Annotated in this window: 22 protein-coding genes; 9 read left to right on the top strand and 13 right to left on the bottom strand. The window is 72.7% G+C overall.

Features of this window, described 5'->3' with window-relative positions; translation table 11 throughout:
- Nucleotides 1-39 precede the first annotated feature (39 nt).
- Together ACZ4FH_RS36320 and ACZ4FH_RS36315 are read right to left on the bottom strand one after the other, a co-directional pair.
- The gene (locus ACZ4FH_RS36320) at nucleotides 40-2,385 is read right to left on the bottom strand and encodes an IPT/TIG domain-containing protein (protein WP_467310337.1); all 2,346 of its coding nucleotides are present in this window, start codon (nucleotides 2,383-2,385) and stop codon (nucleotides 40-42) included.
- Nucleotides 2,386-2,720: 335 nt separating this feature from the next.
- Nucleotides 2,721-3,701, bottom strand: a complete 981-nt coding sequence (locus ACZ4FH_RS36315) for an AraC family transcriptional regulator (protein WP_467310335.1) — start codon at nucleotides 3,699-3,701, stop codon at nucleotides 2,721-2,723.
- Nucleotides 3,702-3,802: 101 nt separating this feature from the next.
- Between ACZ4FH_RS36315 and ACZ4FH_RS36310 the strand changes: the two genes are divergently transcribed.
- Complete coding sequence (locus ACZ4FH_RS36310) at nucleotides 3,803-4,825, top strand: zinc-dependent alcohol dehydrogenase family protein (protein ID WP_467310333.1); 1,023 nt, start codon at nucleotides 3,803-3,805, stop codon at nucleotides 4,823-4,825.
- 53 nt (nucleotides 4,826-4,878) lie between these two features.
- Here the strand turns inward: ACZ4FH_RS36310 and ACZ4FH_RS36305 are convergent, their stop codons facing one another.
- Together ACZ4FH_RS36305 and ACZ4FH_RS36300 are read right to left on the bottom strand one after the other, a co-directional pair.
- Nucleotides 4,879-5,493, bottom strand: coding sequence for a DUF1349 domain-containing protein (locus tag ACZ4FH_RS36305; RefSeq protein ID WP_467310331.1), 615 nt, complete (start codon nucleotides 5,491-5,493; stop codon nucleotides 4,879-4,881).
- On the bottom strand, nucleotides 5,490-7,010 hold the full coding sequence (locus ACZ4FH_RS36300) for an aldehyde dehydrogenase (NADP(+)) (protein ID WP_467310329.1): 1,521 nt from the start codon (nucleotides 7,008-7,010) through the stop codon (nucleotides 5,490-5,492). The genes ACZ4FH_RS36305 and ACZ4FH_RS36300 overlap by 4 nt, the downstream gene beginning before the upstream one ends.
- A gap of 155 nt (nucleotides 7,011-7,165) precedes the next feature.
- On the opposite strand from ACZ4FH_RS36300, the gene ACZ4FH_RS36295 reads away from it, so the two are divergent.
- The 8 genes from ACZ4FH_RS36295 (at nucleotide 7,166) to ACZ4FH_RS36260 (ending at nucleotide 15,732) form a co-directional block, all read left to right on the top strand.
- Nucleotides 7,166-7,939 (top strand): IclR family transcriptional regulator, encoded by a 774-nt coding sequence (locus ACZ4FH_RS36295; protein WP_383649533.1) that lies wholly within the window; start codon nucleotides 7,166-7,168, stop codon nucleotides 7,937-7,939.
- A gap of 398 nt (nucleotides 7,940-8,337) precedes the next feature.
- The gene (locus tag ACZ4FH_RS36290) at nucleotides 8,338-9,618 is read left to right on the top strand and encodes a phosphatase PAP2 family protein (RefSeq protein ID WP_467310339.1); all 1,281 of its coding nucleotides are present in this window, start codon (nucleotides 8,338-8,340) and stop codon (nucleotides 9,616-9,618) included.
- A 91-nt stretch (nucleotides 9,619-9,709) separates the two neighbouring features.
- Nucleotides 9,710-10,726: a hypothetical protein gene (locus tag ACZ4FH_RS36285; protein WP_467310327.1), complete on the top strand. Its 1,017-nt coding sequence runs from the start codon at nucleotides 9,710-9,712 to the stop codon at nucleotides 10,724-10,726.
- On the top strand, nucleotides 10,723-11,985 hold the full coding sequence (locus tag ACZ4FH_RS36280; protein WP_467310325.1) for a sensor histidine kinase: 1,263 nt from the start codon (nucleotides 10,723-10,725) through the stop codon (nucleotides 11,983-11,985). The genes ACZ4FH_RS36285 and ACZ4FH_RS36280 overlap by 4 nt, the downstream gene beginning before the upstream one ends.
- 19 nt (nucleotides 11,986-12,004) lie before the next feature.
- Nucleotides 12,005-12,664: a response regulator gene (locus ACZ4FH_RS36275; RefSeq protein WP_467310323.1), complete on the top strand. Its 660-nt coding sequence runs from the start codon at nucleotides 12,005-12,007 to the stop codon at nucleotides 12,662-12,664.
- A gap of 95 nt (nucleotides 12,665-12,759) precedes the next feature.
- Nucleotides 12,760-14,208, top strand: coding sequence for a penicillin-binding transpeptidase domain-containing protein (locus tag ACZ4FH_RS36270; protein ID WP_467310321.1), 1,449 nt, complete (start codon nucleotides 12,760-12,762; stop codon nucleotides 14,206-14,208).
- Nucleotides 14,209-14,380: 172 nt separating this feature from the next.
- Nucleotides 14,381-14,956, top strand: coding sequence for a SigE family RNA polymerase sigma factor (locus tag ACZ4FH_RS36265; protein ID WP_383649551.1), 576 nt, complete (start codon nucleotides 14,381-14,383; stop codon nucleotides 14,954-14,956).
- Nucleotides 14,953-15,732: a hypothetical protein gene (locus tag ACZ4FH_RS36260; protein WP_467310318.1), complete on the top strand. Its 780-nt coding sequence runs from the start codon at nucleotides 14,953-14,955 to the stop codon at nucleotides 15,730-15,732. The genes ACZ4FH_RS36265 and ACZ4FH_RS36260 overlap by 4 nt, the downstream gene beginning before the upstream one ends.
- A gap of 67 nt (nucleotides 15,733-15,799) precedes the next feature.
- Here ACZ4FH_RS36260 and ACZ4FH_RS36255 read toward each other — a convergent pair whose 3' ends face one another.
- The 9 genes from ACZ4FH_RS36255 to ACZ4FH_RS36215 all read right to left on the bottom strand — a co-directional run bounded on the left by ACZ4FH_RS36255 (nucleotide 15,800) and on the right by ACZ4FH_RS36215 (nucleotide 26,298).
- Nucleotides 15,800-16,909 carry a pectinesterase family protein gene (locus ACZ4FH_RS36255; RefSeq protein WP_467310316.1) on the bottom strand — a complete coding sequence of 370 codons (1,110 nt, stop codon included), beginning with the start codon at nucleotides 16,907-16,909 and terminating at the stop codon, nucleotides 15,800-15,802.
- A gap of 119 nt (nucleotides 16,910-17,028) precedes the next feature.
- Nucleotides 17,029-18,369: a pectate lyase family protein gene (locus ACZ4FH_RS36250; protein ID WP_467310314.1), complete on the bottom strand. Its 1,341-nt coding sequence runs from the start codon at nucleotides 18,367-18,369 to the stop codon at nucleotides 17,029-17,031.
- A 71-nt stretch (nucleotides 18,370-18,440) separates the two neighbouring features.
- Nucleotides 18,441-19,277, bottom strand: coding sequence for a rhamnogalacturonan acetylesterase (locus tag ACZ4FH_RS36245; protein WP_467310312.1), 837 nt, complete (start codon nucleotides 19,275-19,277; stop codon nucleotides 18,441-18,443).
- Nucleotides 19,278-19,438: 161 nt separating this feature from the next.
- Complete coding sequence (locus tag ACZ4FH_RS36240; RefSeq protein ID WP_467310310.1) at nucleotides 19,439-20,773, bottom strand: ABC transporter substrate-binding protein; 1,335 nt, start codon at nucleotides 20,771-20,773, stop codon at nucleotides 19,439-19,441.
- Between the two features lie 96 nt (nucleotides 20,774-20,869).
- Complete coding sequence (locus ACZ4FH_RS36235; protein ID WP_467310308.1) at nucleotides 20,870-22,441, bottom strand: glycoside hydrolase family 43 protein; 1,572 nt, start codon at nucleotides 22,439-22,441, stop codon at nucleotides 20,870-20,872.
- Nucleotides 22,438-23,271, bottom strand: a complete 834-nt coding sequence (locus ACZ4FH_RS36230) for a DUF6807 domain-containing protein (protein WP_467310306.1) — start codon at nucleotides 23,269-23,271, stop codon at nucleotides 22,438-22,440. Before ACZ4FH_RS36230 ends, ACZ4FH_RS36235 begins: the two co-directional genes overlap by 4 nt.
- Complete coding sequence (locus ACZ4FH_RS36225; RefSeq protein ID WP_467310304.1) at nucleotides 23,268-24,446, bottom strand: Gfo/Idh/MocA family protein; 1,179 nt, start codon at nucleotides 24,444-24,446, stop codon at nucleotides 23,268-23,270. Before ACZ4FH_RS36225 ends, ACZ4FH_RS36230 begins: the two co-directional genes overlap by 4 nt.
- 5 nt (nucleotides 24,447-24,451) lie before the next feature.
- Nucleotides 24,452-25,372 (bottom strand): carbohydrate ABC transporter permease, encoded by a 921-nt coding sequence (locus ACZ4FH_RS36220; RefSeq protein WP_383649585.1) that lies wholly within the window; start codon nucleotides 25,370-25,372, stop codon nucleotides 24,452-24,454.
- Complete coding sequence (locus ACZ4FH_RS36215) at nucleotides 25,369-26,298, bottom strand: carbohydrate ABC transporter permease (RefSeq protein ID WP_467310302.1); 930 nt, start codon at nucleotides 26,296-26,298, stop codon at nucleotides 25,369-25,371. The genes ACZ4FH_RS36220 and ACZ4FH_RS36215 overlap by 4 nt, the downstream gene beginning before the upstream one ends.
- Nucleotides 26,299-26,365 lie beyond the last annotated feature (67 nt).

Genomic DNA, 26,365 nt, shown 5'->3' with positions numbered 1-26,365 from the left:
TCCCACCGGGGTTTGGCGGTTTGGTCACAAAACGCAAACTTAATGGTACTTCTTTATTTTTTCCCCCGAAATCCCCCCCCACTGGTGGTCCCCGCCCGCGCCGGGCAACGACCCCGTGGCCTGTTGCCCAGCACGTTCAACCGCAACAGGCGCAGTAGCCCCATCCGGGGACAGCGACACCTGTACGTCGGCGGACAGGGTGACGCGCAGCGATCCTGTCGCCCCTTGAGCCGGATTGACCACCAGGGAGTAGGTGCCCGACTCCGTCAGAGCCGGCACCGCCACTCTGGCCGCAGAGCCTGCGGCTATGAACTGCTGGTCGACGACGGTCTTCCCCGAAGGTGCCGTCACGGACAGATAGACCGTCTTCATGAAGGTGTTCTCGGTGACGCCCAAAGACAGGTGGTCCCCGATCTGCCCCTGAAGCACCGACTCCGCGTTCTGCGCCGCACGGTTGAGTTCGACGAGGACAGAGTCCCCGGCCGGTGACAGTTGGGCCACCCCGAGCGATTGCGAGAGCGTAATTCCCAGTGTTCCCGTAGCCGCTTTGTCGGGTGAGAAGACGATGGTGTACGTGCCAGTGGCAGGCAGAGCGGGGCTGTCCCATTCCTTGCCTGCTCCGACAGGAAGGGTGAAGTCGGCCAACGACGATCCGTCAGGCGCGTGGATGCCGATACTCACAAAGGATGTGAATCCTGTGGACTGCAACCAGAGTTGGAAACGCTGGCCGGCCGCAGCCCCGAACTCTGCTCGGCCGTTCTGGCCCTGCCGGGTGATGGCGAGATCGGCGCCGGGCGCGGTGGGATCGAGCGCCGGGAGCTGAGCGAAGCTGGACAGAGTGACGCTGACAGTTCCGGTACCACCGGAATCCGGGTCCACGACCAGCACGTACGTACCCGACTCTGCCAGGGTGTCGAGATCGATGGAACCGGTGGACCCGGCCGGGACATTGGTGTCCGCCGAGGTGATGCGCTTGCCGTCGGGGCCGTAAAGGTGCGCCGCCAGCGTTTTGGTGAAGCCCGACGATCCGATCCCGACGCTCAGCGACTGGCCCATCACACCGCTGAAGGACCATCGTCCGTCCTGCCCCGGGCGCGTGATCGCGGTCTGCAGTGTGGGGGCGTTGAAGTCGAGGGGACCGCCGGTGGTGGCCGAAACCGTGATGGTCGCGGCTCCGATGTTGTTCGCGCCCGGCTCCACATCGAGCCAGTAGCGCCCACCGACCGGCAGGCTCGGCACGTCCCAGTCCCCGCCGCTCGCGGGCACAGAAGCCGTACCGACCTGTGCCCCCTGCGGATCGGTGAGACGCAGGCTCACGGTGCTGTTGAACGTGGAACTGGACACGCCGAAGCTGATGTCCTGTCCGGCGTCTCCGTCGAAAAGGACCCTCGCCTTGTTGCCGGGCGTCGTCACGGCCACTGTCGGGGGCGTCTCGTCGGTCACTGAGGTCGTGACCGTGGTCTCGAACTCGGATGCGCCACCAGAGAGCATTCTGAAGGTGGTCGACGACGCTGAACCGTCGGGCGTGGACACCACTACTGGCCCGGAGACAGCACCAGGCGGAACGAGAACGGTCAGAGCCGTGTCGGTTCGGGCCGTCACTTCCGCGAGAGAGCCACCGGCGAACCTCACCACGTTGTCCGTCACGCTGGAGGCGAACTCCGACCCGGTCAAGGTCACCTGGGTCCCCGCCAGGCCACTCGTCGGCGCCATGGCGGTGAGAGCAGGCCCCGACGACGCAGGCGTAAAGGTCTCCGGCGACGACACGGTCACGCCGCCCACGGTCACCGCGACCTTGCCCGTGCCCGCCCCGGCAGGGACCTTGACCTCCAGCCGCGTCGCGGAAGCATTCACCACATCGGCCTGCGCGGAGCCGAACTTGACAATGTTGGAGGCGGCGGCCGTGGCGAAGCCGCTACCTGACAGGGTCACGGTCTGGCCGGTCTTGGCGCGCACGGGGACCAGGGAGAGGACGGAGAGCGTGCTGGAGGGGAAGCGGTCGACGCCGAGGCGGTTGCCCGCTTCGTCGTAGCGGTAGCGCGCCGTTTCACCGTCGGGGTCGCTCACTCCGACCAGACGGCCGGTCGCGTCGTACGCGTAGACGGCGTTGTTCGTCGTCGTGGCGTCCGCTGCGGCTGTGGCCGCCGGTGAGGGACCGGGCTTCCCGACCTGTGCCGTCGGCGCCTCTCCCTTGGTCGCGCCCGGTGACGGAAGGGGCTCGATTGCCGGGGCCGAGGCATCTGCGGCGGGTGTCGACGACGGCGCACCAGGAGAATTGTCCGCGGAAATCGTCCCGGCCGACAGGGCCAGAAGCAGCGCACCGACCGTCAGCGTTCGCCAACGCCCGGACCCACGCATGCCGAACCGCTCTCCGTGCTTACGCACTGCGCCCTCCCCAGAGCCCCCACATGAGTCACGAAAGACCCATGAACACCCGCAGTTTCCGCGCAGGCGGTCACAAGCTACTCACAGGCGCGGCTTCGCACGGGAGAAGGGGGCATCTCGTTCGGGCGCGAGGTTTGTTCAGGCCACGTCAGACAGGAGTGGGGAGCCCAGCGTGTATCAGTCGGTCACGTGGAGTAGGCGGGATAGATATATGCACGTTCGCTTCCGTGCCGGTTTCATCGGGAATCACATGCCCGCCGCCCTGTGGTTCCTCACGCCCCGAAGATGGCCGATACACGTACCGCCCCGGTGGCGCACAGCCCCGCCCCGCACCCTCACCCCACCCCGCCCCGGTACCGCCCCGGCGCCACTCCGAACTCGCGCTTGAAGGCCTTGGCGAAGGCGAACTCGGAGGTGTAGCCGGTGCGTTGGGCGATGACGCGGAGGGGGGCGTCGTCGGTGCGGAGGAGGTGGCCGGCGGTGGTCATGCGCCACCAGGTGAGGTAGGTGAGGGGCGGCTGGCCGAGGAGGGTGGTGAAGCGGCGGGAGAAGGCGGCGCGGGAGAGGCCGGCGAGGGTGCCGAGTTCCTCGACGGTCCAGGGGTGGGCGGGGTCGGCGTGGAGGGCGTCGAGGGCGGTGGAGACGGGCGGGTCGGCGAGGGCGGCCGCCCAGCCGGTGGCCCCGCCGGGGCCGGCGGCAGGGGTGCCCGCCCCGGCGGTCTCACCGGGGCGGCTCGGGGCGTGGCTCTCGTCCAGCCACCAGGCGCGCAGGATGTAGAGGAGGAGGGTGTCGAGGAGGGCGGGGACGATGGCGTCGGAGCCGGGCTGCGGGGTGCGGAGTTCGGTGCCGAGGAGGTCGATGGCGGAGCGCAGGGCGGGGTGGGTGCCCACGCGGGCGGGGAGGTGGACCGCGTCGGGGAGGTGGGTGAGCAGGGGGTGCGCGCGGGAGCGGTTCAACTGGTAGGCGCCGCAGAGGAGTCGGGTGGTCGGGGCGTCCCGGTCCGTGGGCGGTACGTCGGCCGGGGTCGGCCAGGTGCCGTCCGGGCCGGGGACCACGTCCTCCAGCGGGGTGTCCGGGTCGTCGGCCAGCGCGTGGCCGCGGCCGTGGGCGAGGAAGACCACGTCGCCTGCGCCGAGGCGGACGGGCACGGCGTCGTCCCCGGGCGGGATCAGCCACGCCGTTCCCTCCAGCACCACATGGAACCCGGCTCCCTCCGAGGCCGGGAACCGCATGCCCCAGGGGGCGTGCTTGAGGCGGCGCGAGGAGTGCGGACGGCCCGCCCGCATCGCCGTGATCACGTCACTCAGGACATCCATGGCGGGAGCGTATCCACCCGGGGCCCGGGGAGCACGATCGGACATGGAACGGGGATTCCAGGACATGGATCGTCTCGTCCCGCGTTCCTACGGTGGTGCACATGACGAAGGAACAGATATCAACTCCCGCCACCACCCGCGCCGTTCTTTTTCACACCACCGGTGATCCCGATGTCCTCACCGTCGAGGAGGTGCCGCTTCCCGCCCCCGGGCCCGGCGAGGTCCTGATCCGGGTGGAGGCCCTCGGTCTGAACCGAGCCGAGGCGCTCTTCCGCGCCGGAACGTACTTCTACCGGCCGACGCTCCCCGCCTCCCGCAACGGTTACGAGGCCGCCGGCACCGTCGAGGCGGTCGGTCCCGGGGTGAGCGGCATCGCCCCCGGGGACTTGGTGATCGCCACCCCGGCCGGGGAGCTGAGCGGGCACGGTCTGTACGCCGAGCGCGTCGTCGTCCCGGCCTCGCAGGTGATCCCCGTGCCCGAGGGCGTCGACGCGGTGCGGGCCGCCGCCGTCTGGACCGCGTACTCCACCGCGTACGGCGCCCTGCTGGAGAAGGGCGGGCTGCGTCCCGGCGACCATGTCCTGATCACCGGGGCGTCCAGCGGCGTCGGCACGGCCGCCCTTCAGGTGGCCCGGCTCATCGGGGCCGTACCCGTCGCCACCACCCGCGGCGCGGCGAAGAAGCAGGGGCTGCTCGACGCGGGCGCCGCGCACGTCGTCACGACCGACGACGAGGACGTGGTGAAGGAGGTCGCCCGGATCACCGGCGGGCGCGGGGCCGCCGTCGTCCTCGACGCGGTCGGCGGGCCGGACTTCGCCCGGCTGGGCGAGGCCGCCGTCCCCGGCGGCACCCTCGTCGTCTACGGCTGGCTGGACGGGCGGCCCACCGAGATGCCCATGAACTGGCCGCTCACCGTCATCGGCTACAGCAACCTGGAACTCTCCGGCGATCCCGCCGCCCGCCTGCGCGCCGCCGCCTTCATCGCCTCCGGGCTGCGCGCCGGCGCGCTCGATCCCGTGATCGCGGCCGTCTTCGAGGGGCTGGAGCGGATGCCGGACGCGCACCGGCTGATGGAGTCCAACACCCACACCGGGAAGATCGTGGTCACCGTCCCGCACCGGTGACCGGGGCGGGACGATGACCGGGGGCCGGACCGTGACCGGGACGGTGTCCTCCCTCAGCTCCCGTCCCGCAGGTCCGCCACCCCCGTCGCGCGGAACGCGATCCGGTCGAACGCGACCTCGCAGCCCTCGCCCGTGGGTGACTGGGCGAGGAAGCCGATGGAGGCGGGGGCCGTGTGCTCCGGGGGGCCGAGGGCGAAGACGCGGACGAAAGTCCACTTCTCGCCGTCCGGGGAGGCGTGGTACGCGAAGGCGTTGCCGGTGCGGCTCAGGCGGAGCCAGTACGTGTCGCCGTCCACGACGAAGGAGTTGACGTCGTCCGACTGGCCGCGCGTCACGACCGTGCAGATGGTGGGGCGGTCCGGGGAGAGCTCCAGGCAGATCTTGGCCCACTCCCGGTCGCCGACGTGGAGGTACAGGACGCCCGCGTCGAAGGCGGCGGCGAAGCCGACCCGCACCCGGGCGATGAGCTGGAAGTCGCCCTCGGGTGCGGCGCCCAGGAGCCGGGGGGCGTCGCTGACCGATTCCAGGCCGTCGCCGCCCGGCGGGACGAAGCGGTCCTGGCGGGCGCCGGCCCGGGTGGTGAGGACGCCGTCCTCGTAGGCCCAGTCGGCGGTGGGGCCGAACGGCTCCAGGGCGAAGGGGAGTTCGGGGAGGTCGGGGGTGGTCATGCGGGGCGTCCGTTCACGCGGCGGGGCAGGTGGAGCGGGTTGTCCTCGCGCAGTTCGGGCGGGAGCAGGGGCTCGGGGGTGGTCTGGTAGCTGACGGGGCGCAGCCAGCGTTCGATGGCGGTGGCGCCGACCGAGGTGGAGGTCGAGGTGGTGGCGGGGTAGGGGCCGCCGTGGTGCTGGGCGGGGGCGACGGCGACGCCGGTGGGCCAGCCGTTGACGAGGACGCGGCCGGCGAGCGGGGTGAGCGCCGCGAGGAGGGGGGCGGCGGAGCCGTCGGCCTCGGCGTCGGCGATCTGGAGGGTGGCGGTGAGGTTGCCGGGGAGCCGGGAGAGGACGGTGGTGATCTCGTCGGCGGAGGCGTAGCGGGCGACGACGGTGACCGGGCCGAAGCACTCCTCCAGGAGCGCGTCGTGCGGGCCCTCGGCGGTGAGCAGCCGGGCGGGGACGGTGAGGAAGCCGGCCGCGACGGTGTGCTCGCCGCCGGCGCCGGGGGTGACGGGGGCGTCGACCTCGGGCAGGGCGGAGCGTTCGGTGACGCCGGCGAGGAAGGCCTCGCGCATGCGGTGGTCGAGCAGGACCCCGGCCTCGGTGTCGCTGACGGCGCTCGTGAGCGCCTTCAGGAGCTGGTCGCCGGCCTCGCCCTCGGGGACGAGGACGAATCCGGGCTTGGTGCAGAACTGGCCCGCGCCCATGGTCATCGAGCCGGCGAGCCCGGCACCGATCTGCTCGGCGCGCTCGGCGGCGGCGGCCTCGGTGACGACGACGGGGTTGAGGGAGCCCAGCTCGCCGTGGAAGGGGATGGGGACCGGGCGGGCGGCCGCCGCGTCGAACAGCGCGCGGCCGCCGCGGACCGAGCCGGTGAAGCCGGCGGCGGAGACGAGCGGGTGGCGGACCAGTTCGACGCCGGCCTCGAAGCCGTGGACCAGCGCGACGACGTCCTCGGGCAGTCCGGTGCGCGCGGCGGCCCGGCGCAGGACCGAGACGCAGAGTTCGGAGGTGGCGGGGTGGTCCGGGTGCGCCTTGACGACGACGGGGCAGCCGGCCGCGAGGGCGCTGGCCGTGTCGCCGCCGGGGACGGAGAAGGCGAGCGGGAAGTTGCTGGCCGCGTAGACGGCGACCACGCCGAGCGGGATCTTGTAGCGGCGCAGGTCGGGCCAGGGCGGGGTGCGGGAGGGGTCCGCGTGGTCGATGTGGATGTCGAGGTACGCGCCCTCCTCGACGACCTCCGCGAAGGCGCGCAGCTGGGCGGCGGTGCGGGCGAGTTCGCCGGTCAGCCGGGCGGGGCCGAGGGCGGTCTCGGCGTCGGCGGCCTCGATGACGTGGTCGCCCGCCTCGGCGAGCAGATCGGCCGCGGTGCGCAGGAACTCGGCGCGTACGGTGCGGTCGGCGAGCGCGTCGCGTACGGCGTGGGCGGCCCGGACCGCGCGGTCGACCTCCTCCGCTGTAGCCTCCACGGCAACCTGCTCACGCGGGTTCCCGGTGCGGGGGTCGACGCTCCAGACTGGTGCTGCTGCCACCGTGTTTCCTTCCGCTCCGCTGCCACACATCAGAAGTTGTTCGGTATTCTGAACAGAGTTCCTGATCGTGAATATGAAGCGACTCTATTTCCGGGCGTTCGGTGTTGGCAAGAAGTCGCTGGGTTCTGTAGGTGTGCTGGAAGGGGCGTAGGACGATGTCGGTTGCCGAGTCCGGTGGTGGGGCACAGGTCAAGTCCGCGGTACGGACGGTGGAGCTGCTGGAGTACTTCGCCGGGCGGCCGGGCATGCACTCGCTCGCCGCGGTCCAGGAGGCCGTCGGTTACCCCAAGTCGAGCCTCTACATGCTGCTGCGCACCCTGGTGGAGCTGGGCTGGGTGGAGACGGACGCGACGGGGACGCGGTACGGGATCGGGGTGCGCGCGCTGCTGGTCGGCACCTCCTACATCGACGGCGACGAGGTGGTCGCGGCCGCGCGCCCCACCCTGGACCGGCTCTCCGACGACACCACGGAGACCATCCACCTCGCCCGGCTCGACGGGACGAACGTCGTCTACCTCGCCACCCGCCAGTCCCAGCACTATCTGCGTCCGTTCACCCGCGTCGGCCGCCGGCTCCCCGCGCACTCGACCTCGCTGGGCAAGGCGCTGCTGGCCACCCACAGCGACGAGCAGGTCCGCAAGATGCTGCCCGAGACGCTTCCGGCGCTGACCGAGCACACCCTGACCGACCGCGAGAAGCTCATCGAGGAGCTGCACGTCATCCGCGAACAGGGCTACGCCGTGGACCGCGAGGAGAACACGCTGGGGCTGCGCTGCTTCGGCGTCGCCGTGCCGTACCGCACCCCGGCCCGGGACGCCATCAGCTGTTCGGTGCCGGTCGCCCGGCTGACCCCGGCGCACGAGCAGATGGTGAAGGACGCCCTGTTCGACGCCCGCGACCGGCTCACCCTGGCCACCCGGCGGCTCTGACCGCCCCCGCCCGAGCACGACGCCCCGGCCCCTCCCCACCTGCGCGCGACGCCCCGGCCCCGCCCCACCCGCACACGACGGCCCCGCATCCACCCAGCCCCCACGCGGCGGACCCCTCCGGTCCGCCGCGTTTTCGGCATGACCTTCGAGGGCCTCGTACACCCCTCCGATAACATGCTCGAATTCATGACGATTGACCTCATCGTTCACCCCTCCACCGGATGAACCGTGCTGCCCGGCGCGCCGAGTGACCCACCTCGTGACGTACTCCCCCGTCACCTGACAAAACGGCCAGACTCTTGATACCTAACGCATCGCGGGTGCTCTCCCGAATACGGGCGTCCTCCCGAATAACCGACGGCGACGAGCCCGGCACGGGGCGCAGCCCCCGGACGGCACTGTGGGCCGCGGTGGGGGTGGTGGGTCTCGGCTTCCTCGTCGCCCTGGAGTTCGCCGCACGCCACTACGGAGTGCCGGGCCCCCTCGTCAACCAGGCGCGCGAGGTGGTGCTCCCGCCCGTCTCCGGGTTCCTGCTGTACGGCAGCATGGGGCTGATGATGGTGGTGCTCACCTGGCGCCAGCGGGCCTTCGCCCTCGGGGCGGCGATCGGCGTCGACCTCCTCATCCTGCTGATCCGCTGGATCGCGGACGCCCCGGTCACCCAGGGGCACCCCTTCGGCAGCGGCGCGCTGTGGGTGATCATCGGCACCGCGGTGTTCGCCGTCACCCGGCGTACCGGCTCCGAACGCCTCCTGCTGCTGAAGGGCGTGGGGCTCGGGCTGCTGCTGGTGACCGGGCGCAAGACCGGTGACGCCTGGCTGCTCATCACCTCCAAGACCCGGCCGCAGGTGCTCGACCAGTACGTGGCGACCGCCGACCACGCGCTGGGCAACCCCTCCTGGCTGGTCGGCCGGATGGTGCGGTCCACGGGCCACGTCGGCGAGGTCTTCCTCGACTCCGTCTACACCCAGCTCGCCGTGGCCGCCGTCGTCGTCGCCGTCTACCAGCTGCGCAAGGTGGCCGTCGACCGCCGCTTCCCGCCCCACCACCTGGTGCGCACCTTCCTGGTGATCGGGCTCCTGGGGCCGGCCATCTACATGATCTATCCGGTCGTCGGGCCGATCTTCGCCTTCGGCGCCGACGGCGGCCACTGGGCCGTGGCCGACATCTGGCCGGACGTGATGCCGCCGCGCGTCGGCCCGGAGCACATGCCGTTCGACGAGATCACCCCGCGCAACTGCATGCCCAGTCTGCACACGGCCTGGGCCACCACGATCTTCATCCACTCCCGCCGGGGTCCGCGCGTGCTGCGGTACGCGGGGACGTTCTGGCTGCTCGCCACGCTCGCCGCGACGCTCGGCTTCGGCTACCACTACGGCATCGACATCATCACCGGGGTGATCTTCACCCTCACCATCGAGACGGCGCTGCGCGCGCTGGAGCGCGGCTGGGACCGGTCCGCGACCCGGCTCGTCGGCTACGGCACGGCGGTGTTCACCGCGATCCTGGTGGCCGCCCGCTTCCTTTCGACGCAGTTCGCCGCCCACCCGTGGGTGTTCGGCCCGTTGCTGATCCTGGCGCTGGTCTCCGTGATCTCGCTGTACGTGCGCACCGTCCGGCAGTGGGACCCGAAGCCCGCCGTGGCGCCGCAGCCGGAGCTGCGGCCCGAACTGGTCTGACACCGGCCGCGATCCGTCTCCGCCGCGCGGCGGAGACGGATCGTCACGGGGCAGGAGGTGCCCCGGCCGCCCGCGCGGAAGCCTGGACGGCATGACACGGACCTCCACCGCCCCCGCGCCCGCGGCGGCCTCCGCCCCGCCCGCCACCGACCGCACGCGCCTCGTCCTGCGCACCGTCGCGATCGTCGCCTGCGTCCCGTACCTGGCGCTCAAGACGGCGTGGATCTGCGGCAGCCGCGTCGGCATCCCGGACGGCAGCCAACTCCTCGACCACGCCACCGCGCTCGTCGTCGCCAACGCGGGCTCGGTGGTGATGGACAGCGCCGTCGTCGTCCTCGCGCTGCTGCTGACCCGGCCGTGGGGGCGGCGGGTGCCCGCCTGGCTGCTCGCCCTGCCGATGTGGGTGGCGACCGGGCTGCTGCTGCCGATCATGACCGGCTATCCGCTGCAACTGCTGGTCCGGGCGCTGGGCGGGCAGGTCGTCCAGGACGAGTCCGGCCGCCCGTTCCTGCGCGAATGGGTCTTCGGCGTCGTCTACGGCGGCTTCATCCTCCAGGGCCTCGCCCTGGGCACCCTCTTCGCCCTGTACGCCCGCGACCGCTGGGGCCACCTCTGGCGGGGCACCCTGCGCGAACTGCCGAACACGCCCACGACGCCCGCGCTGCGGGCCGCCGCCGTCGCCGTCTCGCTCATCGCGCTCGCCCCCGCCGCCGCCCATCTGCTCTGGGCCGCCGGCGCGTCCGCCGGACTCAGCGAGGCCCGTGCCGCCCAGCGCGACAGCGGCTTCTACGTGCTGGAAGCGGTCTACGCCCTCTTCGTGGCCGCCACCGCCGCCGGGGTGCTGCTGCTGGCCTTCCGGCGTACGGAACTGCCGCTGCGGGTGCCGCTCGCCCTGGCCTGGGGCGGTTCGGGAGCCACCGCCTGCTGGGGCGGCTGGATGAGCCTCGCCGCCCTGCTCCCCCAGGACAACGCGGCCGAACGCCCCACCTCCGTCATGGTGTTGATCTACGCTGTCCAGATGCTGGTGGGGGCGATGGTGATGACGGCGGGTGCCCACTTCCTCGCGGAACGCTCCCACGCCGTGCGGTCGCGGAAGCCCCACGGGTGAGGCTCCTGCTCGGCCGGCGCGCCCGTCGCCGCTGGCTGCACCTGATCATCGGCGGCGCCCTGCTGATGCCGTACTACCTGGTCGGCACGGTGGTCGTCGGGCTGTTCCGGCCGGACGCCAACGGCTTCACCTCGCTCACCTCCCAGCTGCTCTCGTACGTCTGCGCGCTGCCCATGGCCGCCGTGAGCGGGCTGCTGCCGCTCACCCGGCCGCTGTCGGTGGCCGCCGCCCGCGCCCTGTGCGGACTGCCGCCCGGGGTCCGGCTCGCCGAGGGGACGGCGGGGACCCGGCAGGCCAGGGTCCGTTCGGCCGCCTGGTTCACCCTGCACACCGGCGTCGGCACGCTGGTCAGCGGCGCGACGCTGGCGCTCGTCCCGTTCGCCGTCGCCGTCATGGGGCTGCCGTTCTTCCCGGGGCTGCGCGAGTCCGCCGCCTTCGGTCTGCCCCCGGAGCTGAACCGCTTCCCGGTCCTCGCGCTCGCCCCGCTCTGCTCGCTCGCCATGCTCGCGGCGCTGGCCGGCTGCGCCGCGGCGGCGGGCGCGCTGCTCGCCGGACGGGCCCCGGTCCTGCTGGGCCCGACGCCCGAGGACCGGCTGGCCGCCGCCGAGCGCCGCGCCGCCGAACTCGCCGCCCGCAACCGGCTCGCCCGCGAACTGCACGACTCCGTCGGCCACGCGCTCAGCGCCGTCACCCTCCAGGCCGGGGCCGCCCGCCGGGTCCTGGACCGCGACCCCGAGTTCGTCCGGGCCGCGCTCACCGCCATCGAGGAGACCACCCGCCGGACCGTCGGCGAACTCGACGCCGTGCTGGGGCTGCTGCGCCGGGACGACGACGGCCCGGACGGCGGCGAGGGCCCGGCCGGACCGGGGCTCGACACCCTGGACGCGCTGCTGGACCACTGCGGACTGCCCGTCGCGCACACCCCCGAGGGCGAGCTCTCACGGGTCCCCGCCGCGGTCTCCCGCGAGGCCTACCGGATCGTCCAGGAGGGGCTGAGCAACGCGCTGCGCCACGGCGGCCGGGAGGGTCCGGTGCGGCTGCGGACCGCGGTGCGCGACGCGGAGTTGGAGATCGTCCTGGACAGCCCTCGGGGCGCGCGGCCCGCGGCGGTCCGCCCCGGCGGCGGACGGGGGCTGCGCGGCATCGCCGAACGCGCCGCCCTGCTCGGCGGCAGCGCCTCGGCCGGGGAGCACGACGGCGACTGGCGGCTCACCGCGCTCCTCCCCCTGCGCACCCCCGCCGCCCCGGAGGACATATGACGAACCAGGAGAGACCCTCATGAACACCCCGGTCCGCGTCGTCCTCGCCGACGACGAACGCATGGTCCGCACCGCGCTGCGCGTGATCCTGGACGCCGAGGACGGCCTGGAGGTGGTGGGCGAGGCGTCGACCGGCGCCGAGGCCGTGTCCGTGGTGCGCGCCCTGCGGCCCGACGTGGTGCTGATGGACGTCCGCATGCCGGAGACCGACGGGATCCGCGCCACCGAACAGATCCTGGCCACCCTCGACCCGGCCCCGCGCATCGTCGTCGTCACCACCTTCGAGAACGACTCCTACGTGTACGAGGCGCTGCGCGCCGGGGCCGCGGGCTTCCTCCTCAAGCGGGCGGCGGCCGAGGAACTGGTGCACGCGGTGCGGCTCGTCGCCCGCAGCGACTCGCTCCTCTTCCCGGCGGCGGTCCGGGGGCTGGCCGCCGCGCACGGCGGGCACCGCCGGACCGCGCCGCCGTCGTGGGCCGCCCGGCTCACCGACCGGGAGGCGGACGTGCTGCGGCTGATGGCCCGGGGGCTGACCAACGCGGAGATCGCACAGCGGCTGCGGGTCGGGGCGGCGACGGCGAAGACGCATGTCGCGGGGGTCCTCGCGAAGACCGGCGCCCGGGACCGCACCCAGGCGGTCATCGCGGCCTACGAGACCGGGTTCATCACGCCGGGGTGACCGGCCCTCCCCCCTGCGGTCACGCTCGTGAGAAATCGGTGAGAAGCGGCACAGCGGGGAACGGATGGCCTCGTTTCGCACGTCTGTCCAGCGGGATGAACAAAACGATCAGGCGCACCGCCGTCTTCACGCTGCTGCTGGTCCTCGCCCTCCTGGTGCGGGCGACCTGGGTGCAGGCGTACCAGGCGCGGGCGCTCGCGGACGACGACCACAACCGGCGGAAGACGATCGCGCAGTACGCGCAGCCGCTCGGGGACATCATCGTGGCCGGCTCACCGGTCACCGGATCCAGCAGGACGGAGGGCAGCGATCTCGCGTACAAGCGGGTCTACAAGGACGGCGACCTCTACGCCGCCGTCACCGGCTACAGCTCCCAGGCCTACGGGTCCACCCAGCTCGAAGGGATCTACAGCCATGTGCTGGACGGCACCGACGCCGGGCTGCTCGGCCCGCTGGACACACTGACCGGCAAGCGGAGCGCCCCCGGCGACGTGGTCACGATCATCGACCCCGATGTCCAGAAGGCGGCGTACAAGGCGCTCGGCGACGACAAGGGCGCGGCCGTGGCGATCGACCCGAAGAGCGGGCAGATCCTGGGCATGGTCTCCACCCCGTCCTACGACCCCTCCGGCATCAGCGGGACGACGGACGGGGACACCTGGAAGAAGCTCCTCGCCGATCCGGACAAGCCGCTCACCAACCGGGCGATGCGCCAGCCCCTCGCACCGGGTTCGACGTTCAAGCTGGTGGTGGCGGCCGCCGCGCTGGAGGACGGGCTGTACGCCTCGGTGGACGTGCCGACGAAGAGCCCCAGCCCGTACACCCTGCCGGGGACCAGCACCCCGCTGCCCAACGAGAGCGCCAGCGCGCCCTGCGAGAACGCCAGCCTGCGGGTGGCGCTGCGGTACTCCTGCAACAACGTCTTCGGCAAGGCCGCCGCCGATCTCGGCCAGGACAAGGTGCGGGCCATGGCGGAGAAGTTCGGCTTCAACGACGAGAAGCTCGACGTGCCCGTGCGGGCGTGGAAGAGCGTCTACCCGACCGGGATGGACAAGGCGCAGACGGCGCTCAGCGGCATCGGCCAGTTCGAGGTCACCGCGACGCCGCTCCAGATGGCCATGGTCTCGGCGGCCCTGGCCAACGGCGGCGAGCTGGCCGCGCCGCACATGGTCTCCAAGGTCACGGACTCCGACGGCCGCACGCTGGAGGACTTCGCCGACGGCGACACCGAGCGGATCGTCTCCGCGTCCACGGCACGGCAGTTGCGCAGTGCGATGGTGACCGTCGTGGAGGAGGGCACCGGCACCAACGCCCGGATCGCGGGGGCCGAGGTCGGCGGCAAGACGGGCACGGCGGAGAACGGGGTGGGCAACAGCAACACCCCGTACGCCTGGTTCACCTCGTACGCGAAGGACTCCTCGGGCCGGGAGGTCGCCGTCGCGGTGGTCGTGGAGGACTCCGGCGCCGCCGCCTCCGAGGTCAGCGGCAACGGGCTGGCCGCCCCGGTCGCCCGCGCGATGATGGAGGCCGCGCTCCGGCGGTAGGGCGGGTGCGGACGGACCCGGCGCGGGTACGCCTCCCGGAGGCGTACCCGCGTCGAAGCGCTTCCGGGCCTCGCTGGTACGCTCTCGCCCCGCACACCCGCCGGAGCGGGACTGGGAACGTACACAACCGCATCGCGCGGGCACGGGGATCCGAGCGCAAGGAGGGGGAGCCGTGGGCACGTCCGTGGAGCGCACCGATGCCGCCGCCGAGTTCCACGCGTTCTTCGAGGCCCATTACGCCGAACTGGCCCGGCTGGCCCATCTGCTGACCGGCGAGGCGGACGCGGCGGACGATCTGGCGGCCGACGCGCTGCTGGCGCTCTGGCACCGCTGGGACCGGGTCAGGGAGGCCGACCATCCGGTGGCGTACGCGCGGGGGGTCGTCGCCAATCTGGCGCGCACCCGGATCCGCAGCGCGGTGCGCGAGCGGCGCCGGATCGCCCTGTTCTGGGGACCGCGCAACGGCGGGGACGGGGACGCGGCCGAGGGGCCCGACGTGTCGGCGGTCGTGGACGTGCAGGGCGCGCTGCGCCGGCTGCCGTTCCGCAAGCGGGCGTGCGTGGTGCTGCGGCACGCCTTCGACCTCTCGGAGCGGGACACCTCGCTGGTGCTCGGGATCTCGGTGGGTACGGTGAAGAGCCAGACCTCGCGGGCCGTCGCGGAACTCCAGCGGCTGCTGGGTCCGGACACGGGCGCGGCCCAGGTCGAGGTGGCGGTCGCGGCGCAGCGCAGCAGAGGAGAGCGGTGAACGACGAGGAGCTTTCCGGCCGGCTGCGGGTGGCCGCCGAGGCGCACCGCCCGGACCGCGAGCGGATGCTGGCCCGGGTCGGGCGCGGGATGGAGGAGGCGCGCCGGCCGTCCCGTGCGGTGCGCCCGCCGCGCCGTGCGACACCGTGGCTGCGGGTCGCCGGGGCGACGGCCGCGGTCTGCGGGGTGCTGGCCTTCGGGGCGTTCGTCGTCGCCCCGGCCGACGGGGACGGGGGGAGCGGGAAGCGGGTGGCGGCGCCCCCGGCGTCCTCTCCCGCACCGTCCTCTCCCGCACCGTCCTCCCCGGCACCGTCCTCCGCCGTGTCCTCCCCCGCTCCCGACGCCGCACGGCCCCCCGGGCCGGGGTCGCTGCGTCCCGAGGACGGGCCGCTGTGGACGGACGCGGTCGTCGATCCGCACAGCAACGCGTACTGGGCGCAGAGCGATGTGACGGTCAGAACGGCGGAGCCGCTGACCTCGCTCACCGTGGAGCTGCGGATCGCGCTCACCGGCGGGGTGAACACCACCGGTTCCTGGCGGTCGCTGCCGGAGGACGACTTCACCGTGTCGGCGAGCGAGGACGGGGGCTTCCTGGTCTACCGGTGGGCGCTGCGGCCGGGCCGGACCGTGCCCGTGGGCACGCACACCTTCGCCGGGCAGTACAACCACGCGGAGGGGGCGCGGGACGCGTCGGGCGACTACGTGACCGTCCGCGCGCTCCGGGCCTCCGGCGAACGGGTCTCGGTGGGCGACGGGTTCGGTCCGCCCGCGCGGTGACGGCCGGGGCGCGGTGCCCGTGCGGCGGGAGCCCCGCCGGAGGCGTCCGGCGGGGCTCCGGCCGTGCTCAGGCGAACGGCCGCCAGTCGCCCAGCCAGGCGGCCGGGGTGTGCAGCCGGGCCTCGGCGTCGGTCAGCAGCGGGCGGTTGGCGGGGACGGTGACACGGGCGCCGGGTCCGGTGTTGCGGTACTCGGCGAAGCGCTGGTCCTGCCAGGGGAACCCGGCCGACATGGTCCCGTAGGGCGCGTCGGTGTCGATGCCCGCGCCGAGCACGCTGTCGCGGACGGTCAGCATGGGGTGCGCGGTGAGGTCGGACGAGGGGACCCAGGGGCGGGCCAGTTTGAAGTAGCCGTCCGGGGCGGTGCTGGTGACGCGGGAGCGCAGCACGAGGAAGCCGTGCGGATTGGCCCCGGCGGTGCTGGGCGCGAAGACGAAGCCGTAGGGGGCGGAGGCCAGGTCGGTGCGGGCGAGGGTGCGGAAGTGGCAGCGGTCCAGGACGGCACTGGCGCGGCCGAAGACGAAGTCGACGTCCCCCTCGGCGTAGCAGTCGCGGTAGTACTGGCGGGCGACGTCGGTGAGGGAGGCGGAGTCGGCGTACAGGGTGTCCTGGTGGCCGAGGAAGCGGCAGCGGAGGAACGCCGAGCGGTCCCCGGTCACCTTGATCGCGACGGCCTGGGTCCCGGTGTAGGCCGGGTGGTCGGCGCGCAGCCAGTCGTTGGCGAAGGTCAGCGCGTAGGCGGTGAGTCCGGCGGGCCGGGCGGTGACGGTGGCGGAGCCGCTGGTGCCGTAGGTGCCCGAACCGTCGGGGCGGGGCGTGCCGTTGGCGTGGTCGAAGACGATCACGGTGTCGCGCGGGTCGCCGCTCGCGCCGATCAGGGTGAGTCCGGTGCGGTCGGCCGGGATGTCGACGGTCTCGCGGTAGGTGCCGGGGGCGATGACCAGGGTGCGGCCGGTGCCGGTCGCGGCGTCCACGGCGGCCTGGACGGTGGTGTGGTCGCCCCGGCCGCGCGCGTCGACGTAGAGGGTGCCGGCGTCGGGGCGGCGGGCGGGCGAGCCGTGGCGCCCGAAGGGGCGGGAGGCGGGGAGGCCGTGGGCCTGCGCGGTGGGGGCGGCGGCGAGCGCGAGGGCGGTGCCGCCGCCGGCGAACAGGGTCAGGGCACGGCGTCTGCTGGGCATGGGCGGTCCATCCTTTGCACGGTCGCGGGTGGGGCGGGGGTGCGTGTACGGGGGCGGGGCCGGGGCCCGTCCGGTGCCGCGCGGGCGGCGGACGGGTCCCGGCCCGGAGGGACGTCCGGTCAGGCGCCGGGGATCCGGCCCGCGCCCGCCGAGACCCCGACGACCAGGGGCACGAGGAGCGGGTGGTCGACGCGGTTGCGCAGCGTGGGGGTCCAGCCGGCGCCCGTGGTGAGCTGCTCGGCGGGGACTCCGGCGTTGTGGACGGCGACGAGGTCGGTCCGGCGGCCGTTGACGTAGTTGTCCCCGGCGGTGAGCGAGGACTCGGACCACTTCTTGAGGATCTTCGCCCGGTCGAACTCGCCGCTGAGCGAGAAGGCGTTGTGCTCCGCGACGAGGTGCGACTCGGCCCCGATGCCGTAGGAGTAGCCGTAGACGCTGCCCCTGGTCGCGACGAAGTGGTTGTTGTAGGAGTCGACCTGGCCGAAGCGGACCCGGGGGGCGCGCTCGTTGAGGTCCTTGAAGAGGTTGTGGTGCAGGGTGACGCGGAGGTGCCCCCGGTCGGTGTCCCCGGCCTTGTCGCTGTTGCCGATCAGCATCGTCTTGTCGTGGTCCTTGAGGACGTTGTAGGACGCGGTGACGAGGTCGGCGCCCTTGACGATGTCGAAGAGCCCGTCGTGCTGCTGGTACAGCTCGTCGAAGTAGCGGGGCTGGTCGGCGTCGTGGCGGTCGCCGTCGCTGAAGGTGTTGTGGTCGACCCAGACGTGGTCGGAGCCGTAGACGACGAGGTTGTCGTACTCGGAGTTCCAGTGGCCGGTGTCCCCGTCGGTGGGGTCCCACTGGGGGAAGCAGTCGTAGGTGTCCTCGAAGGTGATGTTGCGGACGATGACGTTGGAGACGTTCTGGATCTGGATGCTGGCGCCGATGACCGTGGCGTCCTTGCCGACGCCGACGATGGTGGTGTTGGACGGTACGTAGACGTTGACGGCGTCCTTCTGGCGCTTGGCGGAGGCCAGGCGGGCGTCCTCCATGGGTCCGGACGGGACCTCCGTGCGGCCCCAGGTGTCCGGGTCGTAGGCGGCGAGGTACTTGTCCAGGGTGTAGCCGTCGGTCTGGTAGGCCTCGCAGCCGATGGGATCGCCCGCGGCGTCGGCGTTGCCGTGGACGGTGCCGTCGATCCTGATGATCTTCGGTGCGTCCCCGGCGTCCTCGAAGGCGGCGATGAGTTCGGCCCGGTCGGTCACGGTGTAGACGTGGTCGGGGGTGGCCGCCGCGCCTCCGGTGGTGGAGCCCTCGGCGGACGCCCAGCCGTCGCCCTGCGGGAGGACGGCGCGTTCGATGCCCCGGTGGTGCGCGGCGCCCCCGTTCGGGGCGGCCTGGGCGGGGACGGTCAGGGCGAGCGCCAGGGAGGCGCTGCCCATCACCAGGGCTATGGCGCGAGCATGACACATGCGTGCGGGCATGGCGGTTCCTTCGTTCGTGAGGTGATGAGGTGATGAGGACGTGAGGGTGGGGGGGTGGCCGGGCGCGTGCCTCAGACCGGCTGCGGCCAGCTGATCCACTCGGCGGGCACCGGCTCGTCGGTGCGGCGCACGTCGCGCGGGGCGAGGACCCGGGCGGCGGTCAGGGCCCGCGCGGTGAGCCGCGCGACCTCGATGGCGCCACGGGGCTGGAAGTGCGTGTTGTCCTGCCGGCCCTCGGGGTAGTTGGGCGACCGGCCGGGCTCCAGCCAGTTGAAGTACGCCTCGGTGGCGTCCGGGCCCAGTTCCTGCCAGCGGGCGAGGGTGAGGGCCTGGAGGTCGAGCAGGGGGACGCCCTCCTCGGCGGCCAGCTGCCGCATCGCGTCCGGATACGCGCCGTGGGTGGGCCTGGCCGTACCGTCCGCCGCGAAGCGTCGGCGCTCGACGGGCGTGAGCAGGACCGGCAGCGCGTGCCGGGCGCGCGCCCCGTCCAGGTACTGGCGCAGACAGTCCTGGAAGGTGGTGTACGGATCGGTGCCGCGGGCCGGGTCGTCGGTCTTCTCGTCGTTGTGCCCGAACTGGACGAGGACGAGATCGCCCGCGCGGACCCCGTCGAGCAGGGCGGCGAGCCGGCCCTCGTCGATGAAGCTCTTGGAACTGCGGCCGTTCATCGCGTGGTTGGCGACGGTGAGGGTGCGGCCCAGGAAGAAGGGAAGGGCCATGCCCCAGCCCGTCTCGGGCGCGGCGTCGGCGTACTTCTGGGCGGCGGTGGAGTCCCCGGCGATGTGCACGGTACGGGGGCGGGGGCGGCCGCGCCGGTCGTCGGCCGCGGCGGGCACGGCGTGGGCCGTGGCGAGGGCGAGGGGCAGGGCGGCCAGGGCGGCGGCGGTCTGCCTGCGGGTGAGTGACACGGTGAAGCTGCCTCTCTCGGGGTGCGTAGCGGGGCGTGCGCGGGCGCACGGCGGTACGGGGCCGGGGCCTTGCGGGCGCGGGGCCTTTCGAGGTGGGGGCCGGCGGCGGGACGGGTCCGCCGCCGCCGGCCCCCGGTCACCGGGGTGTCGGACGGAGTGGATCAGCCGTTGCCGATCTTCTTCCACTCCTCCTGGGCCTTGTTCAGCTCGTCGGCCATCTTGTCGAGGAAGGCCTTGGCCGTGACCTTGCCGAGCAGCAGCTTCTGGAACTCCGGCTCGTTGTCCGCCTTGCTGATGTTGTTCCAGTCCGGCAGGTAGTACGGCAGCTGCACGATCTTGGTGGAGCCGTCGGTGAGGGCCTTCGCCGCCAGTTCGGTCGGCTCGGCGGCGCTGATCCACGGGTCCTTGGCGGCCTCGGTGTTGGCCGGGATGGCGCCCGCGGACTCGTTCCACTTGCTGTTGGACTCGTGCGAGGCGGCGAACTCGATGAACTTCCAGGCGGCCGTCTTGTTCTTGCTGGACCGGAAGAGGCCGAGCCCGTCGACGGGGTTGGAGACCTGGACGCGGGTGCCGCCGTCACCGACCGGGTTGGGGATGCCGGCGAACTTCTCCTTGCCGAGGGCCTTCAGGTGGTCCTGGTAGGAGCCGAGGTTGTGGCTCAGCATCCCGATGGTGCCGGTGTCCCACTGGGCGACCATCTTGGTGAAGTCGTTGTTGACGTCGGCGGCGGGCGTCGTCTTCTTGTACAGCGCGGCGTACTTCTCCAGCGCGGCGACGTTCTTCGGGTCGTTGAGCGTCGTCTTGTCGCCGTTCCAGAACTCCGTGATGCCGGACTGGCCGTACGCGGCGTCGATCGCCTGGGCGATGGAACCGGCGCCGCCCCGGATGGTGTAGCCGAACTTGTTGTGCTTGGAGTCGGTGAGCTTCTCGGCCGCCTTGTAGAAGTTGGCCCAGGTGGTGGGGGCCTCCAGGCCGGCGGCCTCGAACAGGTCGGTGCGGTACCAGAGGGCGCCGTTGTTCGCGGAGGTCGGCACGGAGTACATCTCGTCGCCCCGGCCGGCCGCGTCCTTGACGCTCGCGACCATGCCCTCGACGAGCTTCCCGTCCAGGGAGGAGCCCTTGATCCGCTCGTTGAGCGGTTCCAGGGCCTCCTGGGAGACCATGTTGGCCAGGTAGGCGGTGCCGACGCCGCCGACGTCCGGCAGACCGCCGCCCGCGATGGCGGTGTCGTACTTGGACTGCACGTCCGCGATCGGGATCGGGACGTACTTGACCTTGATGTCCGGGTTCTTCTTCTCGAAGTCCTTGATGATCTCGTTCCAGATCGCGGTGCGCGGACCACCGTTGTTGTCCCAGAAGGTGATCTCGCCCTTGCCGCTGCCCTCGGTGCCGGTGTCGCTGCCGTCGTCCCCGCAGGCGGTGGCGGTCAGCGCGAGCACCGCGGCCAGCGAGACGGCGGCCGTGGCCCGCCCGCGCCGCGTCTTCGAGATGTTCATGATCGGCTCTTCTCTCTCGTGTTCTCTCGGGTGGTGCGCGTGAGTGGGGGGTTCGGTGCTCCGCGTGGAGCCGGCCCGGGGCCGGCTCCACGCCGTTCAGGCGGTGGTGCGGAACGCGGTGAAGCGGGCCGTGCCGGCCGGTCCGGTGCCCTCCGGCGCGGTGGCGAACAGGCCGAGCAGGGCGCCGACCCAGCGCCACGGCATCGCGGCGAAGACCTGGCCCGAGGGCCGGAACCCGGTCCCGTCCCCGGTGTCGGCCAGGAAGCGGCAGCGCGCCCCCGTACCCACCTCGACGCGGAGCCGGACGCTCGCCCCCGGCACCGGCCGGGCGTACGCGGCGTCGCGTTCGCGTTCGGCGACGGACTCGGCGTAGCGGTGCACGAGCCGTACGCCGCCGTCGCCGCCCTCCTCGCCGTCGGCCGCCCGCTCCAGACCGATCCAGCTGAACGCGTCGCCCAGCACGGCCAGTCCGGCCTTGGCCCCCGGTACCTCGCTGCCGAGGCTCAGCTCCACCTCGGCGGTGAAGGTCTCGGCGGGCAGCCGCTGGACGAGCACATGCGGCAGGGCCCGCAGATCGTGCGCGTGCGCGGTCCGTACGCAGCTGAGCAGCAGCCCGTCGCCGGCGTGCTCGACGGTCCGGCCGGGGCGCGGATTGGCGGTCCACTGCCACTGCCGGCCGTACCGGCCGCCGGGGAAGCTGTCGCTGGAGGCCGGTGCCGTGACGGTCTGTTCGGGGGCGGCCGGCTTCCGGTGCGCCCGGACGGGTTCGCCCCGGTCGCCGATGACCGGCCAGCCGCCGTCCCCGGCGTCCCAGCGCATCGGCTGGAGGTGCACCACCCGCCCGTAGGGGCCCCGGTCCTGGAAGTGCAGGAACCAGTCCTCTCCGGACGGGGTCGTCACCCAGCCGCCCTGGTGGGGGCCGTTGACGTCGGTGGAGCCCTGGGCGAGGACGACGCGTTCCTCGTACGGTCCGAAGAAGTCCCGGGAGCGGAAGGCGCCCTGCCATCCGGTGGACACCCCGCCGGCCGGGGCGAGGATCCAGAACTCGCCGTCGCGCCGGTAGAGCTTGGGGCCCTCCAGGGTGAACCAGCCGGGGATCGTGTCGGCGTCGACGAGGGTCTTGCCCTCGTCGAGGAGTTCGCGTCCGTCGGGGCTCATCCGGTGGCCGGTGAGCCGGTTCTTGATCCCGGAGCGGGACTTGGCCCAGGCGTGCACCAGATAGGCCTCGCCGGTCTCCTCGTCCCAGAGCGGGCAGGCGTCGATCAGGCCCCGGCCCGCCTTGACCAGGTGCGGCGCGGTCCAGGGGCCGCGGATGTCCTGGGCGCTGATCTGCTGGATGCCGTGGTCGGGGTCGCCCCAGAAGATCCAGAACCGTCCGGCGTGGTGGCGCAGCGACGGCGCCCACACCCCCCGGTCGTGGCGGGGCGCGGCGAAGTCGGCGGCGGGCTCCAGCCGGTCCAGTGCGTGGCCGATGAGCGTCCAGTTGACCAGGTCGCGCGAGTGCAGCAGGGGCAGTCCGGGGACCCGTCCGAAGCTGGAGGCGGTGAGGTAGTAGTCGTCGCCGACGCGCACCACGTCGGGGTCGGACCAGTCGGCGTTCAGCACCGGGTTGCGGTAGGTGCCGTCGCCCTGGTCGGCGGTCCAGGGGCGGGTCGCGGCGGCGCTCACGCGGTCACCGCCCGGCGGGCGAGGGCCGCGGCGGCGGCGCGGTCGAGCCGCCCGTCGGCGACGACGGTGACGATCCGGCGCACGACGGTGGCGCCCGCCGGGACGGAGAGGCGCCGGTCGGCGGCGAGGGAGGAGCCGACGCCCGGGTACTCGGCGCCGCGGACGAACCACGGGTCGCGGCGGGTCTCCTCGGTCGCCCCGGCGAAGACCAGGGTCCAGTCCTCGCCGCTCATCGCGATCCAGTCGGCGGCCCGCCCGTGGACGGCCTCCTCGCCCTCGCCGTCCTCGGTGAGGAGGAGGGGGGCGGCCGGTTCCTTCGGGGCCCGCCAGAAGAAGCCGCCGTAGCCGGCCCCGGGGCGGCCGTTGGTGGCCGGGCTGCCGATCGACAGCTCGTCGGCGCCCCGGTTGGTGAGCGAGAAGGAGAAGTCCAGCGCCCACGCGGTGTCGCCCAGTGCGGCGGTGGCGACGGTGCGGTGCTCGCGCAGCAGCTCGGTCCCGTCGGCCTCCCAGCTCAGCTCCTCGACGAAGCCGTCCGGGTCGCGGAGCTTCCAGCCCAGGTGGCGCTGGACGCCGTGGTTGTCGAGCGCGGTGGGTCCCCGGCCCCGGACGAAGGTGCGTCCGCCCCAGAAGTTGTACCCGGCCACGTCCGGCACGGCGACGGAGGCGCCGAGGTGGTGGACGTGGTCGGCGGGGCGTTCCTCGGTGACGGGGGTGCCGCCGAGCGTGGTGACCGGATGGAGGTAGGGGCGGCCCTCCGTGGCCGGCGGGCAGGTGTAGCGGCCGACGGGGCGGCCGGCGCAGCTCAGCAGGGCGGTCGTGGTCGTGGTCACGATGAGCTCACCTCTGTGGGGAGCGCCCAGGGGGCGCCGAGTTCGGAGAAGAGCGTGAGGGTGTCGGCGCCCGCCGCGACCAGGGCGTCGATGCCGCGCACCACCCGGCGGGTGGTGCCCGGGGCGGTGCCGGGCGCGGTGTGCCAGGCGCCGTCCGGCAGGGGGCGCGGTTCGGGGGCGGTGCGTACGGCCTCGACGACCTCCATGAACGCGCCGGTGCGGTGCGGCGGTACGAGCAGCGGGGTGTCCCCGGTCAGATGGGCGACCAGGTTCTCCAGCAGGTCGGTGCGGCCGTGGACGGTCTCCTCGGGGCCGTGTCCGGCGCGCTGGACCAGGACGCGGTCCTGCTTGTACCAGAAGGTGACGCGGCCGCGGTCGCCGTGGACGATCACATAGGGTTCCCCGGCCTGTTCGGCGCAGAGGGTGACGGCCGCGGTGACCGGGAGCCCGGCGGTGGTGGTGATCCGGACGCACGAGGTGTCGTCGGCCTCGATGGGGTTCGCGCGGAAGAGTTCGGTCTCCAGGGAGGCGACCTCGTGCGCGGTGCCGTCGCCGGCGAGCGCGAGGGCGGTGGCGACGGCGTGGGCGAGCGGGTTGGTCAGTACGCCGTCGACGACGTCGGTCTCCCCGATGCGGCGCCGACCGGCCCAGGGCGCCCGCCGGTAGTAGGCGTCGTCGCGGGCCCAGGCGCCGGCGGCCCCGTAGCCGAGGACCGTGCCGATGGCCCCGCCGCTCACCAGTGCGCGGATGGCGGGCACGGCGTGCGAGCCGAAGGACTGGAAGCCGATCTGGCAGGCGGTCCCGGCCTCGCGCACTCCGGTGAGGATGCGGTCGAAGTCGGCGCGGGAGGCGGCGGGGGGCTTCTCCAGGAGGAGGTGGACGCCGCGGGCGGCGGCGGTGAGCGCCAGTGCGGTGTGGGTCTGGATGGGGGTGCAGACGACGGCGGCGCGGGCCCCGGTGGAGTCCAGGAGCGCGCCGAAGTCGTCCGACTGGGCGGGGGGTTCGTCGGCGAAGGCGGCGAGTTCGGTGGCGTCCAGGGGGCGCAGTTCGCAGATTCCGGCGAGCCGGACCAGGCCCCGGTGCTGGAGGCGGCGGATGTTGGCGAGGTGCCAGCGGCCGTGGCCGCGGGCTCCCGCGAGGACGATCGGGACGGGTGCGGTGGGCAGGGACGTCATGTCCGTCACCCCTTCACTGCGCCGGCGCTGAAGCCGGTGATCAGCCACTTCTGGATGAAGGCGAAGACGATCACCACGGGGACCGCGGCGATGACTCCGCCCGCGGCGAGCGCGCCCAGGTCGACGCTGTCCGCGCCGATGAGGGTGTTCAGGCCGACCGGGATCGTCTGCTTGTCCTGTTCGCTGAGGAACATCAGGGCGAACAGGAAGTGGTTCCAGCTGTGCACGAAGGCGAAGGAGCCGACGGCGATGAGTCCGGGGCGCAGCAGCGGCAGGACGACCGCGCAGAAGGCCCGGAAGCGGGAGCAGCCGTCCACCCAGGCGGCCTCCTCCAGGGAGGGCGGCACGTTCTTGATGAATCCGCTGATCAGGATGATGGAGAGCGGCAGTTGGAAGACCGTCTCGGCGATGACCACGCTGCCCAGCGAGTTGATCATCTGGAGGTTCTTGAAGATCTCGAAGAGCGGGACGAGCATCAGCGCGCCGGGGATGAACTGGGAGCAGAGCAGGGCCAGCATGAAGCCGCCCTTGATCCTGAAGTCGAAGCGGGCGAGCGCGTAGCCGCCGGCCAGGGCGACGAGGGTGGTGCAGATCAGGGTGCAGACCCCGACGATCATGCTGTTCTGGAAGAAGACGGCGAAGCTGCGTTCGTTCCAGACCTTGGAGAAGTGCTCCCCGGTCATGGGCCAGGGCACCAGCGAGGTGGAGCCCGCGGGGCGCACGGCGAAGAGGAACATCCAGTAGAACGGGACGAGGGTGAAGACCAGGTAGATGCCGAGCGGGACGTAGATCTGCCAGCGCGGCACGTCGTCGAAGGCGCGTTCGCGGCCGGGCCGGGGCCGGCGGCGCGGGGCGCGGGCGGCGGGGTCCGGGGCGGGTGGCCGGGTGGTGTCGGTGCCGTTCTTCTCGGCGAGTGCGGCAGTCACTTGTGGTCGCCTCCGAACTTGCTCAGGCGCAGATAGACGATCGAGCAGAAGAGGAGGATCACGAAGGCGACGGTGGTGAGCGCGGAGGCGTACCCGAAGTCGTGCCCCTCGATGCCGGTGTTGGCGACGTAGAGCGGCAGGGTGGTGGTCTCGCCGGCCGGTCCGCCGCCCGTGAGGGTGTAGAGGAGGTCGACGTTGTTGAACTCCCAGACCCCGCGCAGCAGGGTGGAGAGGATGATCGCGTCCCTGAGGTGGGGCAGCGTGATGTGGAAGAACTGGCGCAGCCGCCCGGCGCCGTCGACCGCCGCCGCCTCGTACAGCTCCTTGGAGACGGACTGGAGGTCGGCGAGGATGAGGATGGCGAAGAAGGGGACGCCGCGCCAGAGTTCGGCGACGGTGGCGGCCCAGAAGACGGTGCCGGTGTCGGAGAGCACCGAGGTGCCGTACTCGCCGATCCCGGCGTCCGCGAGGTAGCGGCTGAAGCCGGTCGAGGAGTTGTACAGCAGGATCCAGATGGTGCTGGTCAGCACGCCGGAGACGGCCCAGGGCGAGAAGACCATGGCCCGGGAGATGCCCCGGCCGATGAAGGTCTGGTTGACGATCAGGGCGAGTCCGAGGCCGAGGGCGAGCTGGAGCGCGACCTGGGTGACCACCCACTGGGCGCTGAAGCCCAGGGTCGTCCAGAACTGGTCGTCCTCGGTGAAGATCCGGGTGAAGTTGTCGAGGCCCGCGAAGCCGTTCCGCCACGGCTTGGTGACGTTGTAGTTCTGCAGGCTGTAGTAGAAGACGCTGAGCACCGGGTAGGCGATGAAGCCCAGCATCAGCAGCCCCGCCGGGGCGATCAGCAGATACGGCAGGCTGCGGGGGTTCGCGGAGCGGCGCCTGGGCACCTTGGGCGGTGTGGCCGCGGCGGAGGCTTGGGCCATGACACGTCTCCGTTCTCTCTGGTACGGGGGTGCGGGGTGGTGCCGGGGGTTCACAGGGGGTGTCGTG

The organism is Streptomyces sp. NPDC024555 (assembly GCF_055559335.1).
The sequence above is the reverse complement of the archived record's forward strand: the minus strand, read 5'-3'. Positions and strand labels throughout refer to the sequence as shown.

Bases quoted from the DNA above. Each gene is read 5' to 3' on its own strand.
- ACZ4FH_RS36315 (WP_467310335.1), bottom strand. From the start codon at position 3,701: ATGGATGTCCTGAGTGACGTGATCACGGCGATGCGGGCGGGCCGTCCG.
- ACZ4FH_RS36310 (WP_467310333.1), top strand. From the start codon at position 3,803: ATGACGAAGGAACAGATATCAACTCCCGCCACCACCCGCGCCGTTCTT.
- ACZ4FH_RS36305 (WP_467310331.1), bottom strand. From the start codon at position 5,493: ATGACCACCCCCGACCTCCCCGAACTCCCCTTCGCCCTGGAGCCGTTC.
- ACZ4FH_RS36295 (WP_383649533.1), top strand. From the start codon at position 7,166: ATGTCGGTTGCCGAGTCCGGTGGTGGGGCACAGGTCAAGTCCGCGGTA.
- ACZ4FH_RS36285 (WP_467310327.1), top strand. From the start codon at position 9,710: ATGACACGGACCTCCACCGCCCCCGCGCCCGCGGCGGCCTCCGCCCCG.
- ACZ4FH_RS36275 (WP_467310323.1), top strand. From the start codon at position 12,005: ATGAACACCCCGGTCCGCGTCGTCCTCGCCGACGACGAACGCATGGTC.
- ACZ4FH_RS36270 (WP_467310321.1), top strand. From the start codon at position 12,760: ATGAACAAAACGATCAGGCGCACCGCCGTCTTCACGCTGCTGCTGGTC.
- ACZ4FH_RS36255 (WP_467310316.1), bottom strand. From the start codon at position 16,909: ATGCCCAGCAGACGCCGTGCCCTGACCCTGTTCGCCGGCGGCGGCACC.
- ACZ4FH_RS36250 (WP_467310314.1), bottom strand. From the start codon at position 18,369: ATGCCCGCACGCATGTGTCATGCTCGCGCCATAGCCCTGGTGATGGGC.
- ACZ4FH_RS36240 (WP_467310310.1), bottom strand. From the start codon at position 20,773: ATGAACATCTCGAAGACGCGGCGCGGGCGGGCCACGGCCGCCGTCTCG.
- ACZ4FH_RS36225 (WP_467310304.1), bottom strand. From the start codon at position 24,446: ATGACGTCCCTGCCCACCGCACCCGTCCCGATCGTCCTCGCGGGAGCC.
- ACZ4FH_RS36215 (WP_467310302.1), bottom strand. From the start codon at position 26,298: ATGGCCCAAGCCTCCGCCGCGGCCACACCGCCCAAGGTGCCCAGGCGC.